13 protein-coding genes are annotated in these 15,791 nt (G+C 63.4%); 11 read left to right on the forward strand and 2 right to left on the reverse strand.

The annotated features are described in order from the left end of the window. Window position 1 precedes the first annotated feature (1 nt). Together murU and ACVWZ5_RS17495 are read right to left on the reverse strand one after the other, a co-directional pair. Window positions 2-673, reverse strand: a complete 672-nt coding sequence (gene murU, locus ACVWZ5_RS17490; protein ID WP_028689027.1) for an N-acetylmuramate alpha-1-phosphate uridylyltransferase MurU — start codon at window positions 671-673, stop codon at window positions 2-4. After that, window positions 670-1,689 (reverse strand): aminoglycoside phosphotransferase family protein, encoded by a 1,020-nt coding sequence (locus ACVWZ5_RS17495; protein WP_457340756.1) that lies wholly within the window; start codon window positions 1,687-1,689, stop codon window positions 670-672. Before ACVWZ5_RS17495 ends, murU begins: the two co-directional genes overlap by 4 nt. 132 nt (window positions 1,690-1,821) lie before the next feature. On the opposite strand from ACVWZ5_RS17495, the gene ACVWZ5_RS17500 reads away from it, so the two are divergent. The 11 genes from ACVWZ5_RS17500 to ACVWZ5_RS17550 all read left to right on the forward strand — a co-directional run bounded on the left by ACVWZ5_RS17500 (window position 1,822) and on the right by ACVWZ5_RS17550 (window position 15,731). After that, window positions 1,822-4,632: an LPS-assembly protein LptD gene (locus tag ACVWZ5_RS17500; protein ID WP_096049218.1), complete on the forward strand. Its 2,811-nt coding sequence runs from the start codon at window positions 1,822-1,824 to the stop codon at window positions 4,630-4,632. After that, window positions 4,613-5,932 carry a peptidylprolyl isomerase gene (locus ACVWZ5_RS17505; protein ID WP_081100353.1) on the forward strand — a complete coding sequence of 440 codons (1,320 nt, stop codon included), beginning with the start codon at window positions 4,613-4,615 and terminating at the stop codon, window positions 5,930-5,932. The genes ACVWZ5_RS17500 and ACVWZ5_RS17505 overlap by 20 nt, the downstream gene beginning before the upstream one ends. Beyond that, window positions 5,929-6,918, forward strand: a complete 990-nt coding sequence (pdxA, locus tag ACVWZ5_RS17510) for a 4-hydroxythreonine-4-phosphate dehydrogenase PdxA (protein ID WP_062575387.1) — start codon at window positions 5,929-5,931, stop codon at window positions 6,916-6,918. The genes ACVWZ5_RS17505 and pdxA overlap by 4 nt, the downstream gene beginning before the upstream one ends. Further along, the gene (gene rsmA / locus ACVWZ5_RS17515) at window positions 6,915-7,715 is read left to right on the forward strand and encodes a 16S rRNA (adenine(1518)-N(6)/adenine(1519)-N(6))-dimethyltransferase RsmA (protein ID WP_062575388.1); all 801 of its coding nucleotides are present in this window, start codon (window positions 6,915-6,917) and stop codon (window positions 7,713-7,715) included. Before pdxA ends, rsmA begins: the two co-directional genes overlap by 4 nt. A gap of 116 nt (window positions 7,716-7,831) precedes the next feature. Next, complete coding sequence (gene apaG / locus ACVWZ5_RS17520) at window positions 7,832-8,212, forward strand: Co2+/Mg2+ efflux protein ApaG (protein ID WP_062575389.1); 381 nt, start codon at window positions 7,832-7,834, stop codon at window positions 8,210-8,212. Continuing rightward, the gene (locus ACVWZ5_RS17525; RefSeq protein WP_062575390.1) at window positions 8,212-9,069 is read left to right on the forward strand and encodes a symmetrical bis(5'-nucleosyl)-tetraphosphatase; all 858 of its coding nucleotides are present in this window, start codon (window positions 8,212-8,214) and stop codon (window positions 9,067-9,069) included. The genes apaG and ACVWZ5_RS17525 overlap by 1 nt, the downstream gene beginning before the upstream one ends. 13 nt (window positions 9,070-9,082) lie before the next feature. Then, window positions 9,083-9,412: a thiosulfate sulfurtransferase GlpE gene (gene glpE, locus ACVWZ5_RS17530; RefSeq protein ID WP_062575391.1), complete on the forward strand. Its 330-nt coding sequence runs from the start codon at window positions 9,083-9,085 to the stop codon at window positions 9,410-9,412. 282 nt (window positions 9,413-9,694) lie between these two features. Then, entirely contained in the window at window positions 9,695-11,617 is a 1,923-nt protein-coding gene (locus ACVWZ5_RS17535) for a PrkA family serine protein kinase (protein WP_028689036.1), read from the forward strand. A gap of 119 nt (window positions 11,618-11,736) precedes the next feature. Further along, window positions 11,737-13,008 (forward strand): YeaH/YhbH family protein, encoded by a 1,272-nt coding sequence (locus ACVWZ5_RS17540; RefSeq protein ID WP_062575392.1) that lies wholly within the window; start codon window positions 11,737-11,739, stop codon window positions 13,006-13,008. Then, the gene (locus ACVWZ5_RS17545) at window positions 13,005-14,573 is read left to right on the forward strand and encodes a SpoVR family protein (RefSeq protein WP_457340757.1); all 1,569 of its coding nucleotides are present in this window, start codon (window positions 13,005-13,007) and stop codon (window positions 14,571-14,573) included. The genes ACVWZ5_RS17540 and ACVWZ5_RS17545 overlap by 4 nt, the downstream gene beginning before the upstream one ends. A gap of 60 nt (window positions 14,574-14,633) precedes the next feature. Then, window positions 14,634-15,731, forward strand: a complete 1,098-nt coding sequence (locus ACVWZ5_RS17550) for a hypothetical protein (RefSeq protein WP_062575394.1) — start codon at window positions 14,634-14,636, stop codon at window positions 15,729-15,731. Window positions 15,732-15,791: the final 60 nt, after the last annotated feature.

Consider the following 15,791-nt stretch of genomic DNA (forward strand, 5'->3'; position numbering starts at 1 on the left):
GTCAGGCACGCTCGCCGATCAGGCGCTCGACATCGGCCAGGCGCTCGAGGGTGCCGACATCGATCCAGTGGCCACGGTAGTGCTCACCACTCACTCGACCGTCGGCCATGGCCTTGCGCAGCAACGGGGCCAGCTTGAACGCGCCGGGCTGGCAGCCTTCGAACAGCACCGGGTCCAGCACCGAGATACCGCTGAAGGTCAGCGTTCCCGGGGCGTCGTCACCATCGCTCACCTGGCCATCCGCCAGGCGGAAGTCGCCACGTCCGTGATGACCGGGATTGTCCACCAGTACCAGGTGTGCCAGCCCTTGCAGGGGAGCATTCAGGCCAGTGAAGTCGTAGTCGGTCCAGACATCACCGTTGACCAACAGGAACGGCGCATCCCCCAGCAGGGGCAACGCCTTGAAGATCCCGCCACCGGTTTCCAGTGGCTCGCCCTCCGCCGAGTAGCGAATGCGCAGGCCGAAGCGGCTGCCATCGCCCAGATGGTCCTCGATCTGCTGGCCGAGCCAGGCATGGTTGATGACCACTTCACGAATACCGGCGCGGGCCAGCGCCTCGAGGTGATACTCGATCAACGGCTTGCCGGCGGCGGGCACCAGCGGCTTGGGCGTATGCAGGGTCAGCGGGCGCATGCGCTCGCCCTTGCCTGCCGCCAGGATCATTGCCTTCATGAACGCGCCTCGCCCTTGAGCTCGGCAATCAGTTGCCCCAGCTCGGCCAGTTCGGGGCGGCGAGCGATCACTTCATCTATATAGGCGAAGAAGCGCGGCACGTCGGTGAGATAGCGCGGCTTGCCGTCACGGTGGCAGATACGGGCAAAGATACCGATGACCTTGAGGTGGCGCTGCACGCCCATCAGGTCGCTGGCGCGGTGGAATGCTTCAAACTCGGACTGCACCGGGATACCGGCGGCGCGGGCCTTTTCCCAATAGCCACGCAGCCAGCCCTCCACGCGCCGCTGCGGCCAGCTGAGGAAGGCATCCTTGAACAGGCAGGTGATGTCGTAGGTCACCGGGCCGTAGACGGCATCCTGGAAATCCAGCACGCCCGGGTTGGGGGCGCTGTGCATCAGGTTGCGCGGCATGTAGTCGCGGTGCACCAGCACCTTTGGCTGGGCCAGGGCGCTGTCGATCAGCACCTGGCTGACCCGTTGCCAGGTGGCCTGCTGCGCTTCGCTGAAGGTCAGGCCGAGCTCACGGCCCACGTACCACTCGGGGAACAGCTCCACCTCGCGGCGCAGCAGGGCATCATCGTAGCTGGGCAGTGGCGCGTCCATTGGCAGGCGCTGGAACGCCAGCAGCGCATCGATGGCATCGGCGAACAGTGCGTCGGCGTTGTCCGAATCAATGATGTCCAGGTATGTCTGGCGGCCCAGATCGCCCAGCAGCAGGAAGCCACGTTCCAGGTCCTGTGCATGAATGACCGGCACGTTCACGCCCGCCGTGGCCAGCAGGTGGTCGATATCGACGAACGGGCGGCAGTTCTCCTGCGGCGGCGGCGCATCCATGATCACGAAGCTGTGGCCAGCGCCCTCCCAGCGGAAATAACGGCGGAAACTCGCATCGCTGCTGGCGGCGGTCAGGCTGCCGGTAGGCACTTCGCCCCAGGCGTTGCTACGGAACAGGCTCTCCAGTTGCCCGGCGAGCCAGGCGGTCAGTTGTTGCAGGCGTACATCGTGATCGGGCATTACGAGGGTTCTCCGACGGCCCTAGCCGTCAAGCGGGTCATGCTTTATTATCCAGCATCTTTTTCAGACCATCGAGAGGCGTGCGGCCCCCACACGCGGGCAGATGGCACGCAGGAAGCCCGGACTAATAAGATGGCATTGAAATCCCCCGCGTTTCGTAGGAAGTTTCCGTTGTTGGTGACTGGCGGTCTGCTGGCCCTGCAACCCCTGGCCACGTCGTACGTGGTGGCGGCCGAGCAGTTCGACTGCCAAGTGTCCGCCGCCGGTGGCTGGGACTGCAAGCCCAAGACCACCGCCAACCTGCCTCCGCGCCCGGTACATCCGGGCGCTGCCGCTGCCAGCTCGGGCGCCGAAGCGCCTGGCGAGGTCGCCGCGACCGAGGCCGAGAAGCCGATGCTGGTCACCGAGGCCAAGGGCCGTGGCCTGAAGTCGCGCAGCGAAGACTACAGCCATCTGGACTGGGTCCCGCGCGAGAAGCTTACCGCTGCGCAGTTGGCCGAGACCGGCCCGTATTGCGGCGGTGCCTACATCGAGCCGACCCGCCCGGGCATGAACGACTCCACGCCCAAGGACGAGTCGCCCACCTATATCAACGCCAAGGTCTCCAAGTACCAGCAGGAGCAGCAGATCGCCACCCTCGCCGGTGACGTGGTCATGCGCCAGGGCAGCATGCAGGCCGAGGCCGACGAGGCCAACCTGTACCAGGCCGAGAACCGGGGCGAGCTCAAGGGCAACGTCAAGATCCGCGACAACGGCTCGCTGGTGGTCGGCGACGAGGCGCAGATCCAGCTCGACACCGGCGAAGCCCGGGTCGACAACGCCGAATACGTGATGCACAAGTCGCACATCCGCGGCAACGCGCTGTACGCCAAGCGCGCCGAGAACGCCATCATTCGCCTCAAGGACGGTACCTATACTACCTGTGAGCCGGGCAGCAACGCGTGGCAGCTCAAGGGCAACAACATCACCCTGAACCCGGCCACCGGCTTCGGCACCGCGACCAACGTGACGCTGCGGGTCAAGGATTTCCCGGTGTTCTACACGCCGTACATCTACTTCCCGATCGACGACCGTCGCCAGTCCGGCTTCCTGCCGCCGTCGTTCAGCTCCAGCAGCGACACCGGCTTCATGCTGGTCACGCCGTACTACTTCAACCTGGCGCCTAACTACGACGCCACGTTGTACCCTCGCTACATGGCCAAGCGCGGCATGCTGATGGAAGGTGAGTTCCGCTACCTGACCAAGTCCAGCGAAGGCCAGTTCGGCGGTGGTTTCCTGAGCGATCAGGACGACGACCGCGAGAAGCAGACCGATTACAAGAAAGATCGCTGGATGGTCAACTGGCAGCACAAGGGCGGCCTGGACGAGCGCCTGATGACCGAGGTGGATTACACCGACATCAGCGATCCGTTCTACTTCCAGGACCTGGAAACCGACCAGATCGGCGTAGAGAGCCGGGACGTCCTGAACCAACGCGGCACACTGACCTACCGGGGCGACAGCTATACCGCAGGCCTGAACGTGCATGCCTACGAGATGGCGACCATCTCGCAGATCACCCCGTACGATAGGCTTCCGCAGGTCACCTTCAATGGCATGCTGCCGTTCCATCCGGGCGGCTTCGATCTGAGCTACGAGACCGAGGCCGTGCGCTTCGACCGTGACCTGAAGAACGATTTCGTAAGGGACAAGGACGGCAATCCGGACACTTCCGCAGGTGGTATTCCTGGCCGTCGCCTGGACGACAACGTTTCCGGTATCGCTCGCGCCAACGGCACACGCCTCAACCTCGCCCCGGCGATCAGCCTGCCGATGCAAGCCAGCTATGGCTTCGTCACGCCGAAGTTGAAGTACGTCTACACCAACTACGACCTGGACCTGGATAGCCAAGGCAAGGCTCAGGCTATCGCGCAGTCGGCGAACCCCGCCTACGGCAGCTACAGCAGCTCTTTGAACCGCGACATTCCGATCTTCAGTGTCGACAGTGGCCTCTACTTCGACCGCAATACCCAGCTGTTCGGTACGAACTACCGCCAGACCCTCGAACCGCGGCTGTTCTACCTCTATGTTCCGTACAAGGACCAGAAAGACATTCCACTGTTCGACACGGGCGAGAACACGTTCAACTATTCCTCGCTGTTCCGCGACAACCGCTTCAGTGGCACCGACCGCATCGGCGACGAGAACAAGCTGTCGCTGGGCGTGACCAACCGCTGGATCGAGGACAATGGCTTCCAGCGCCAGCGTTTCAGCATCGGCCAGGCGTTCTACTTCAAGGATCGCAAGGTCCAACTTCCTGGCATCGACTATCGCACCCGCTCGGACAGCAAATCAGATGTCTCGCCGTACGCACTGGAATACGAATACGCCTTCAACCGCGACTGGCGCTTCAACTCGGACTTCAACTGGGACCCGGACAGCCGCAGCACCCGCTCGGGCAGCGCGATGTTCCACTACCAGCCTGAAGACAATCCGAACAAGGTCGTCAACCTTGGCTATCGCTATCGCAACGACCTGATCACCTACGATTCGGCGACTGGCCTCTGGAAAGTCGGCGGTGGTGACTATGGCACCCCTGGCGATCCGAACTACATCAAGGATTACTACAAGATCCAGCAGCACGATTTCTCGGTCATCTGGCCGATCGTGCCGCAGTGGAGCGTGATCGGTCGCTGGCAGCATGACTACAACCGCAACCGCACCCTTGAAGCGATGGGTGGTTTCGAATATGACAACTGCTGCTGGAAACTGCGTCTGATCAACCGCTACTGGATCGACTACGACGACTTCAGCCAAGCCGTCCCGAACAACGAGAAGGGCGACCACGGCATCTTCCTGCAGATCGTGCTCAAAGGGCTCGGTGGTGTAGTCGGCAACAAGGTCGAATCGTTCCTGGACCAAGGCATTCAAGGTTACCGTACACGTGAAGAGCAAGCTTATTGATCGTCTGCGCCCGCTGATGCTGGGCGCCGCAATGCTGAGTGGCGCGGTGCATGCCGCGGTACAGCCCATCGACCGCATCGTGGCCACCGTCGACAACGACGTGGTCATGCAGAGCCAGCTGGACCAGCGCGTGCGCGAAGTGCAGCAGACCATCGCCAAGCGTGGCGGCGGTGTGCCACCTGCCGCCGCCCTGCAACAGCAGGTGCTGGAGCGCCTGATCGTCGAAAACCTGCAACTGCAGATCGGCGAGCGCTCGGGCATCCGCATCACCGACGAAGAGCTGAACCAGGCCGTCGCCACCATTGCCCAGCGCAATGGCATGTCGCTGGAGCAGTTCCGCGCCGCCCTGGCCCACGATGGCCTGTCGTACGACGATGCCCGCGAGCAGATCAAGCGCGAGATGGTCATCAGCCGCGTACGTCAACGTCGCGTGGCCGAGCGTATCCAGGTGTCCGAGCAGGAAGTGAAGAACTTCCTCAACTCGGACCTGGGCAAGATGCAGATGTCGGAAGAGTACCGCCTGGCCAACATCCTTATCCCGACCCCGGAAGGCGCCAACTCGGAAGCCATCCAGGCCGCCGCCCGCCAGGTCGGCGATGTCTACCAGCAACTCCGGCAGGGCAAGGACTTCGGTCAGATGGCCATTGAGCGCTCCGCCAGCGAGAACGCCCTGGAAGGCGGCGAGATGGGCTGGCGCAAGGCCGGCCAGCTGCCACCTGACTTTGCCAAGATGCTCAGCAGCATGGCCGTTGGTGACATTACCCAGCCGATCCGCATCCCCAACGGCTTCATCATCCTCAAGCTCGAGGAGAAGCGTGGCGGTAGCGAGAGCATCCTGCGCGACGAAGTGCATGTGCGCCACATCCTGATCAAGCCGAGCGAGATCCGCAGCGAAGCCGCCACCGAGCAATTGGCCGAGCGTCTGTACGACCGGATCCAGAACGGTGAAGACTTCGCCGAACTGGCGAAGAGCTTCTCGGAAGACCCGGGCTCCGCGCTCAACGGCGGCGACCTCAACTGGGTCGACCCGAACAGCCTGGTGCCGGAGTTCCGCGAGCAGATGGCCAACGCCCAGCAAGGCGTGGTGACCAAGCCGTTCAAGACCCAATACGGCTGGCATGTGCTGGAAGTGCTGGGCCGCCGCGCCACCGACAGCACCGAGCAGGCGCGCGAGCAGCAGGCCATGAATGTCCTGCGCAACCGCAAGTACGACGAAGAGCTGCAGAACTGGCTGCGCCAGATCCGCGACGAAGCCTACGTTGAAATCAAGCTGCCTGGCGCCGACCAGGCCGCCCAGTGAAGCCCCAGCGCTTCGCCGTCACGCCCGGCGAGCCGGCCGGCATAGGTCCCGACCTGTGCCTGCTGCTCGCCGCCGAGGCCCAGCCCCACCCCCTGATCGCCATCACCAGTCGTGACCTGCTCGCCGAGCGGGCCGCGCAGCTGGGGCTGGCCGTCAGCCTGCTGCCCGTCACCCCCGACAGCCTCCCCAGCCTGCCCGCTCCCGCCGGCAGCCTGTACGTCTGGGACACGCCGCTGGCCAACCCGGTGGTGGCCGGACAGCTGGACAAGGCCAACGCCGCGTTCGTCCTGGAGACGCTGACCCGGGCCGGCCAGGGCTGCCTCGACGGGCAGTTCGCCGGGATGATCACCGCCCCTGTGCACAAGGGTGTGATCAACGAGAGCGGGATCGCCTTCTCCGGGCATACCGAGTTCCTCGCCGACCTCACCCACACCGCGCAAGTGGTGATGATGCTGGCGACCCGAGGACTACGCGTGGCCCTGGTGACCACCCACCTGCCCCTGCGCGATATCGCCGACGCCATCACCGGCGAACGCCTGGAGCGCGTCACCCGCATCCTGCATGCGGACATGCGCGACAAGTTCGGCATCGCCAACCCACGCATCCTGGTCTGCGGGCTCAATCCGCATGCCGGAGAAGGCGGCCACCTGGGCCGCGAAGAAATCGACATCATCGAGCCGGCGCTGCAGCGCCTGCGCGCCGAAGGCATGGACCTGCGCGGTCCGCTGCCGGCCGATACCCTGTTTACCCCCAAATATCTGGAGCACTGCGACGCGGTGCTGGCGATGTACCACGACCAAGGCCTGCCCGTACTCAAGTACAAGGGCTTTGGCGCCGCGGTCAACGTGACGCTGGGCCTGCCGATCATCCGCACCTCGGTCGACCACGGCACCGCCCTGGACCTGGCCGGCACCGGCCGGATCGACACCGGCAGCCTGCGCGTCGCCCTGGAAACCGCCTACCAGATGGCCGAGAACCGACCATGACCGAGCACTACCAACACCGGGCGCGCAAGCGCTTCGGCCAGAACTTCCTGCACGACGCCGGAATCATCGATCGCATCCTGCGGGCGATCAACGCCAAGGCCGGCGAACACCTGCTGGAAATCGGCCCGGGCCAGGGTGCCCTGACCGAGGGCCTGCTGGGCAGCGGCGCACAGCTGGACGTGGTGGAGCTGGACAAGGACCTGGTGCCGATCCTGCAACACAAGTTCGCCGGGCGCGACAACTTCCGCCTGCACCAGGGCGATGCCCTGAAGTTCGACTTCAACCAGCTGGGCGTGCCCGCGCGCAGCCTCAAGGTGGTCGGCAACCTGCCCTACAACATCTCCACCCCGCTGATCTTCCACCTGCTCAGCCATGCCGGGCTGATCCGCGACATGCACTTCATGCTGCAAAAGGAAGTGGTCGAGCGCATGGCTGCAGGCCCAGGTGGCGGTGACTGGGGGCGCCTGTCGATCATGGTTCAATACCACTGCCGCGTGGAGCACCTGTTCAACGTGGGCCCCGGCGCCTTCAACCCACCGCCGAAGGTCGACTCGGCCATCGTCCGCCTGGTGCCGCACGAAGTGCTGCCACACCCGGCCAAGGATGCCCGGCTGCTGGAACAGGTGGTACGCGAGGCGTTCAACCAGCGCCGCAAGACCCTGCGCAACACCCTGAAAGGCCTGCTCGACAGCGCGGCCATCGAAGCCGCCGGTGTCGACGGCAGCCTGCGCCCCGAACAGCTGGACCTGGCCGCCTTCGTGCGCCTGGCCGACAAGCTGGCCGAACAGCAGGGCTGACCACGCGCCCGCTCCCTCCCGGGGAGCGGGCTTGCCCCGCGATCAGTGATAACTGGCCTCCACCCCCGCCAATGGCCTAGACTGCGTTATTGCGTCAGTTTGCCCAAGGCCCTTGCATGTCCGACCCCCGCTATCAGATCGACGTCAGCGTCGTGACCCGCTACCTCAAAGAACAATCCGATCCCGAAAGCAGCCGTTTCGCCTTCGCCTACACCATCACCGTGCAAAACAACGGCACGCTCAAGGCCAAGCTGATGTCCCGCCACTGGCTGATCACCAACGGTGACGGCGAAGTCGAGGAAGTGCGTGGCGCCGGCGTGATCGGCCAGCAGCCGCTGATCGAGCCCGGCCAAAGCCACACCTATAGCAGCGGCGCGGTCATCAGCACCCGCGTCGGCACCATGCAGGGCAGCTACCAGATGTTCGCCGAAGACGGCAAGCGCTTCGACGCCACGATTGCCCCATTCCGCCTTGCCGTGCCTGGGGCCCTGCACTGATGGCCACCTATGCAGTAGGCGACCTGCAAGGCTGCCTGCAACCGCTCAAGTGCCTGCTCGAACGCGTGCGCTTCAACCCGGCGGTCGACCGTCTGTGGCTGGTGGGCGACCTGGTCAACCGTGGCCCCGAGTCCCTCGAGACCCTGCGCTACCTTTACTCGATCCGCCATGCACTGGTCTGCGTGCTGGGCAATCACGACCTGCACCTGCTGGCGGCCTGGCACAACGTCGAGCGCCTGAAGAAAAGCGACACCCTGCGCGATATCATCGAAGCCCCGGACGCCGACCTGCTCTTGGACTGGCTGCGCCAACAGAAGCTGCTCCACTACGACGAAGTCCGTGGCATCGCCATGGTCCATGCTGGCATCCCGCCGCAATGGACCCTGGGCAAAGCGCTGGAGCTGGCGGCCGAGGTCGAGGAAGTGCTGCGCGACGACAGCCGCCTGAAGCTGTACCTGGACGGCATGTACGGCAACGAGCCGAACAAGTGGAGCAAGGACCTGGCCGGCGTCGAACGCCTGCGGGTGATCACCAACTACTTCACCCGCATGCGCTTCTGCACCGCCGCCGGCAAGCTCGACCTCAAGACCAAGGAGGGCGCCGACAGCGCCCCCAAGGGCTACAAGCCGTGGTTTGCCCACCCGGACCGTCGCTCGCGCCATGTGAAGATCCTCTTCGGCCATTGGGCCGCCCTCGAAGGCCGTGTCGACGTGCCCGGCGTGATCGCCCTGGACACCGGCTGCGTCTGGGGCGGCGCGATGACCCTGTACAATGTCGACAGTGGTGAACTCCACCGCTGCGACTGCACCCGCGAGGGCACCCCACGCCCGCCGGCGCCACTCAATGAACATCCCTGAAGGAACCGCACCCATGAGCGAATTCAAGCGCATTACCCCCGAGCAAGCCCTCGAATTGCGTGCGCAAGGCGCGGTCGTGGTCGACATTCGCGACCCGCAGGCCTTTGCCGCCGGGCACATCGTCGGCGCCACTCATCTGGATAATCACTCGGTTGCCGATTTCATCCGCAACGCCGACCTGGACGCGCCTACACTGGTTGTCTGCTACCACGGCAATTCCAGCCAGAGCGCCGCCGCCTACCTGGTCGGCCAGGGCTTCTCCAACGTCTACAGCATCGATGGTGGCTTCGAGCTGTGGCGCAACACCTACCCGGCGGAAACCGCCCAGGGCAGCGCCGAATAATTTTTTCATTTTTCCTCCAGCCCGCGCTCGGCGCGGGCTTGCGCCCGACCTGACGAACGGTCGCAGGCGTCTTCTCGGCTCCCCGCCCTTGACCTTGCGTATAACCAACTATCCTTAAGCCCAGGCCATCCAAAAAAGGGGAGAGCCGGTACACCGGCGTGCGGGTCATCGGTAGCGTTCCAAGGTGTTCTGGGGGGTATACAGCAATCGGCGAGCCCGGTTGCATGCCAGCATCAGCTGACTGATCCGGCGTCGTCTCCACGTATCGAGCGAGGTGACGTCATGAGCATTTTTAGCCACTTCCAACAACGTTTCGAGTCCACCCGCCAGGAAGAACTTTCGCTGCAGGAGTACCTCGAGCTGTGCAAAGAGGATCGCAGTGCCTATGCCTCGGCGGCCGAGCGGCTGTTGCTGGCCATCGGCGAACCAGAGCTGATCGACACCTCAAGCAACTCCAGGCTGTCGCGGATCTTCTCCAACAAGGTGATCCGCCGTTATCCGGCCTTTGCCGACTTCCATGGCATGGAAGAGTGCATCGACCAGATCGTCTCCTACTTCCGCCACGCCGCCCAAGGCCTGGAAGAGAAGAAACAGATCCTCTACCTGCTGGGCCCGGTGGGCGGCGGTAAATCGTCGCTGGCCGAGAAACTCAAGCAGTTGATGGAGAAGGTGCCGTTCTACGCCATCAAGGGCTCGCCGGTGTTCGAATCGCCCCTGGGCCTGTTCAACGCCGCCGAGGACGGCCAGATCCTCGAAGAGGAATACGGCATCTCGCGCCGCTACCTCAACACCATCATGTCGCCCTGGGCCACCAAGCGCCTGCAGGAATTCGGCGGCGACATCAGCAAGTTCAGGGTGGTCAAGCTCTACCCGTCCATCCTCAACCAGATCGCCATCGCCAAGACCGAACCGGGCGACGAGAACAACCAGGACATATCGGCCCTGGTGGGCAAGGTGGATATCCGCAAGCTCGAGGAATTCCCGCAGAACGACGCCGACGCCTACAGCTATTCGGGTGCGCTGTGCCGGGCCAACCAGGGCCTGATGGAATTCGTCGAGATGTTCAAGGCGCCGATCAAGGTCCTGCACCCGTTGCTCACCGCGACCCAGGAAGGCAACTACAACAGCACCGAGGGGTTGGGCGCGATCCCCTACTCCGGGATCCTGCTGGCCCACTCCAACGAATCGGAGTGGCATACCTTCCGCAACAACAAGAACAACGAGGCCTTCATCGACCGGATCTACATCGTCAAGGTGCCGTACTGCCTGCGCGTCAGCGACGAGATCAAGATCTACGACAAGCTGCTGGTCAACAGCTCCCTGGCCAAGGCCCATTGCGCGCCTGACACGCTGAAGATGCTGGCCCAGTTCACCGTGCTCTCGCGCCTGAAAGAGCCCGAGAACTCCAACATCTACTCGAAGATGCGTGTGTACGACGGCGAGAACCTCAAGGACACCGACCCGAAAGCCAAGTCGATCCAGGAGTACCGCGACGCCGCGGGCGTCGACGAGGGCATGAACGGCCTGTCGACCCGCTTCGCCTTCAAGATCCTCTCCAAGGTGTTCAACTTCGACCCTCACGAGGTGGCGGCCAACCCGGTGCACCTGCTGTATGTGCTGGAGCAGCAGATCGAGCAGGAGCAGTTCCCGGCCGAGGTGCGCGAGCGCTACCTGCGCTACCTGAAGGAATACCTGGCGCCGCGCTACATCGAGTTCATCGGCAAGGAGATCCAGACCGCCTACCTGGAGTCCTACAGCGAATACGGCCAGAACATCTTCGACCGCTATGTGCTGTACGCCGACTTCTGGATCCAGGACCAGGAATACCGCGACCCGGAAACCGGCGAGATCCTCAACCGCATCGCCCTCAACGAGGAGCTGGAGAAGATCGAGAAGCCGGCCGGCATCAGCAATCCGAAGGACTTCCGCAACGAGATCGTCAACTTCGTGCTGCGCGCCAGGGCCAACAACAACGGCAAGAACCCCAGCTGGCTCAGCTACGAGAAGCTGCGGGTAGTGATCGAGAAGAAGATGTTCTCCAACACCGAGGACCTGCTGCCGGTCATCAGCTTCAACGCCAAGGCCAGCAAGGAGGATCAACAGAAGCACAACGACTTCGTCACCCGGATGGTGGAGCGTGGCTACACCGACAAGCAGGTTCGACTGCTGTCGGAATGGTACCTGCGGGTCAGGAAATCGCAATAAGGCGACACGCTACACGCCGTGCGTCCGAGGCTGGCCTTGCCGGCCCGGGCGGCGGCGGCTGCTTTTACGTGCAGCTCGTAGCTTGAAGCGTGCAGCTGTTCCCAGCTACCGGAGGGACCATGAGCTACGTAATCGACCGACGCCTGAACGGCAAGAACAAGAGCACGGTCAACCGCCAGCGCTTCCTGCGGCGTTACCGTGAACACATCAAGAAGGCCGTCGAAGAGGCCGTGAGCCGCCGCTCCATCATGGACATGGAGCATGGCGAACAGATCAGCATCCCGGGTCGCGACATCGACGAACCCGTGCTGCACCACGGTCGCGGCGGCAAGCAGACCATCGTCCACCCCGGCAACAAGGAATTCACCGCCGGCGAACATATCGCCCGACCACAAGGTGGCGGCGGTGGCGGTGGCCGCGGCAAGGCGGGCAACTCCGGCGAGGGCATGGACGACTTCGTGTTCCAGATCACCCAGGAAGAATTCCTCGAATTCATGTTCGAGGACCTGGAGCTGCCCAACCTGGTCAAGCGCCACCTGACCGGGGCCGACACCTTCAAGACCGTGCGCGCAGGCATTGCCAACGAGGGCAACCCGTCGCGCATCAACATCGTGCGCACCCTGCGCTCGGCCCATGCCCGACGCATCGCCCTGACCGGCAGCAGCCGCGCCCTGCTGCGCGAGGCGCAGAAGGAACTGGAGCGGCTCAAGGTCGAGGAACCGGACAACTTCACCGACATCCAGGACACCGAGGCCGAGATCGAACGCCTCAAGGCGCGCATCAACCGCCTGCCGTTCCTCGACACCTTCGACCTGAAGTACAACCTGCTGGTCAAGCAGCCCAACCCCAGCTCCAAGGCGGTGATGTTCTGCCTGATGGACGTGTCCGGCTCCATGACCCAGGCCACCAAGGACATCGCCAAGCGCTTCTTCATCCTGCTGTACCTGTTCCTCAAGCGGAACTACGACCGCATCGAGGTCGTGTTCATCCGCCATCACACCAGCGCCCGTGAAGTGGACGAGGAAGAGTTCTTCTATTCCCGCGAGACCGGCGGCACCATCGTCTCCAGCGCGCTCAAGCTGATGCAGGAAATCATGGCCGAGCGTTACCCGGCCAGTGACTGGAATATCTACGCCGCCCAGGCCTCGGACGGCGACAACTGGAACGACGACTCGCCGATCTGCCGCGACATTCTCGCCAACCAGATCATGCAGCACGTGCAGTACTACACTTACGTCGAGATCACCCCACGCGAACACCAGGCGCTGTGGTACGAATACGAGCGCATCGGCGAGGCGTTCCCCGACACCTTCGCCCAGCAGCAGTTGGTATCGGCCGGCGACATCTACCCGGTCTTCCGTGAACTCTTCCAGCGCAGGTTAGCCACATGACCGCCAGAGAGCAGAGACGCCAGCCCATTTCCACCGGTTCCGAATGGACGTTCGAGCTGATCCAGACCTACGACCGCGAGATCAGTCGCCTGGCCGCCCGCTACGCCCTGGACACCTACCCCAACCAGATCGAAGTGATCACCGCCGAGCAGATGATGGACGCCTACGCCTCGGTGGGCATGCCGCTGGGCTATCACCACTGGTCCTACGGCAAGCAGTTCCTCAGTACCGAGAAGTCCTACAGCCGTGGCCAGATGGGCCTGGCCTACGAGATCGTGATCAACTCCGATCCGTGCATCGCCTACCTGATGGAAGAGAACACCATGTGCATGCAGGCACTGGTGATCGCCCACGCCTGCTACGGCCACAACAGCTTCTTCAAGGGCAACTACCTGTTCCGCACCTGGACCGACGCCAGCTCGATCATCGACTACCTGGTGTTCGCCAAGCAGTACATCGCCCAATGCGAGGAGCGCCACGGCATCGATGCCGTCGAGGACCTGATCGACTCCTGCCATGCCCTGATGAACTACGGCGTGGACCGCTACAAGCGCCCCTACCCCATTTCCGCCGAGGAAGAACGCCGCCGGCAGAAGGAGCGCGAGGAGCACCTGCAGCGGCAGATCAACGACCTCTGGCGCACCATCCCCAAGGGCGCCGAAAAGGGCGGCGAGAAAGACGACGCGCGCTTCCCGGCAGAACCCCAGGAGAACATCCTCTACTTCATCGAGAAGCACGCCCCGCTGCTGGAGCCCTGGCAGCGCGAAGTGGTGCGCATCGTGCGCAAGATCGCCCAGTATTTCTACCCGCAGCGCCAGACCCAGGTGATGAACGAAGGCTGGGCGACCTTCTGGCACTACACCCTGATGAACGACCTGTACGACGAGGGGCTGATCACCGAAGGCTTCATGATGGAGTTTTTGCAGTCGCACACCAGCGTGGTGTTCCAGCCAGGCTTCGACAGCCCGTATTACAGCGGCATCAACCCCTATGCCCTGGGCTTTGCCATGTACACCGACATCCGCCGCATGTGCGAGCACCCTACCGAGGAGGATCGCCGCTGGTTCCCGGACATCGCCGGCAGCGACTGGCTGTCGACGATCAAGTTCGCCATGAGCAGCTTCAAGGATGAGAGCTTCATCCTGCAGTACCTGTCACCCAAGGTGATGCGTGACCTCAAGCTGTTCAGCATCCTCGACGACGACCAGCGCGACGACCTGCTGGTGCCGGCGATCCATGACGAGGACGGCTACCGCACCATCCGCGAGCAGCTGGCCGCACAGTACAACCTGGGCAACCGCGAGCCCAACGTGCAGATCTGGAGCATCGACCGGCGTGGCGACCGCTCGCTGACCTTGCGCCACCAGCAGCACAACCGCAAACCCCTGGGCGACTCCACCGAGGAGGTGCTCAAGCACCTGCACCGCCTGTGGGGCTTCGACATTCACCTGGAGACCGTGCAGGGCGATCAGGTGATGAAGACCCACCACATGCCACCGCGCTGCGAGCACAGCGAGGCCGGCGACTACGGACGCATGGACCTGGCCGTGGTACACCACCTCTAGCCATCACCCACCTCCATTTCTGCCGACAAGGTATCCTGTCGGCAGAAATGGAGGTTTCACATGCAGATCTACAAGGTTGGCGGCGCTGTGCGTGACCGCCTGCTCGGCCGTCCGGTCAGCGACGTCGACTGGCTGGTGGTTGGCGCCAGCGTCGAACAGATGCAGGCCCTGGGCTACCGCCCGGTGGGCGCGGATTTTCCGGTTTTTCTTCACCCCAGGTCCGGTGAGGAGTACGCCCTGGCCCGCACCGAGCGCAAGAGCGGGCGCGGTTATGGCGGTTTCACCTTCCACGCAAGCCCCGACGTCACCCTCGAAGAAGACCTGATTCGCCGCGACCTGACCATCAACGCCATGGCCGAGGATGAGCACGGCCAGCTGTACGACCCCTACCACGGCAAGGCCGACCTGGATAACCGCATCCTTCGCCATGTTTCCCCGGCATTCGCAGAAGATCCACTGCGAGTGTTGCGTGTTGCGCGCTTTGCGGCGCGCTATGCACCTCTGGGTTTCGAGGTTGCCGACGAAACCCTGGCCCTCATGCGGCAGATCGCCGAGTCGGGCGAACTGCAGGCGCTTACTGCCGAACGCAGCTGGAAGGAGATCGAACGGGCATTGATGGAAAACGAGCCACAGGTGTTCGTCGAGGTGCTGCGCAGTTGCGGCGCCCTGAAAGAGCTTATGCCAGAGCTGGAGCACGGCACCGATACACTGACTGCACTGCACCAGGCGGCCAGGCACCAGCAATCCCTGCCTGTGCGTTGGGCTTGCCTGCTGCGCGGATTGGAATCAACGGCGATCAAAGCACTCAACCAGCGCTTCAAGGTCCCACGCGAATGCCAGGAACTGGCGGTACTGGTGGGGGAGTTCGCCGAACAGGCCGATCAAGCTCTGGCACTTGAGCCGACAAGCCTGCTGGAAATGCTGCAGAAGTTTGATGTGTATCGTCGGCCGCAGCGTTTCGACGACTTCATTGCCGCGTGTGAAATGGCGGCAGTGGACTCGAGTTATCCACAAGGCAGGTATCTGCGCGATGCAGCTGCGGCGGCTCGGGCCGTGGATGTGAAGCCACTTGTGCAACAGGGGCTGACCGGCCAAGCCTTGGGGGAAGCGCTGAAGGCGCAAAGGCTTGAGGCGCTGAAGGCCTACACGCAGCAGTGAGCCCATCGCGGGGAGCAAGTCCGATTGGTGGAAGAGGGCTTGCTCCGCGATCGCAAGTGC

This window comes from Pseudomonas sp. TE6283, assembly GCF_054060555.1.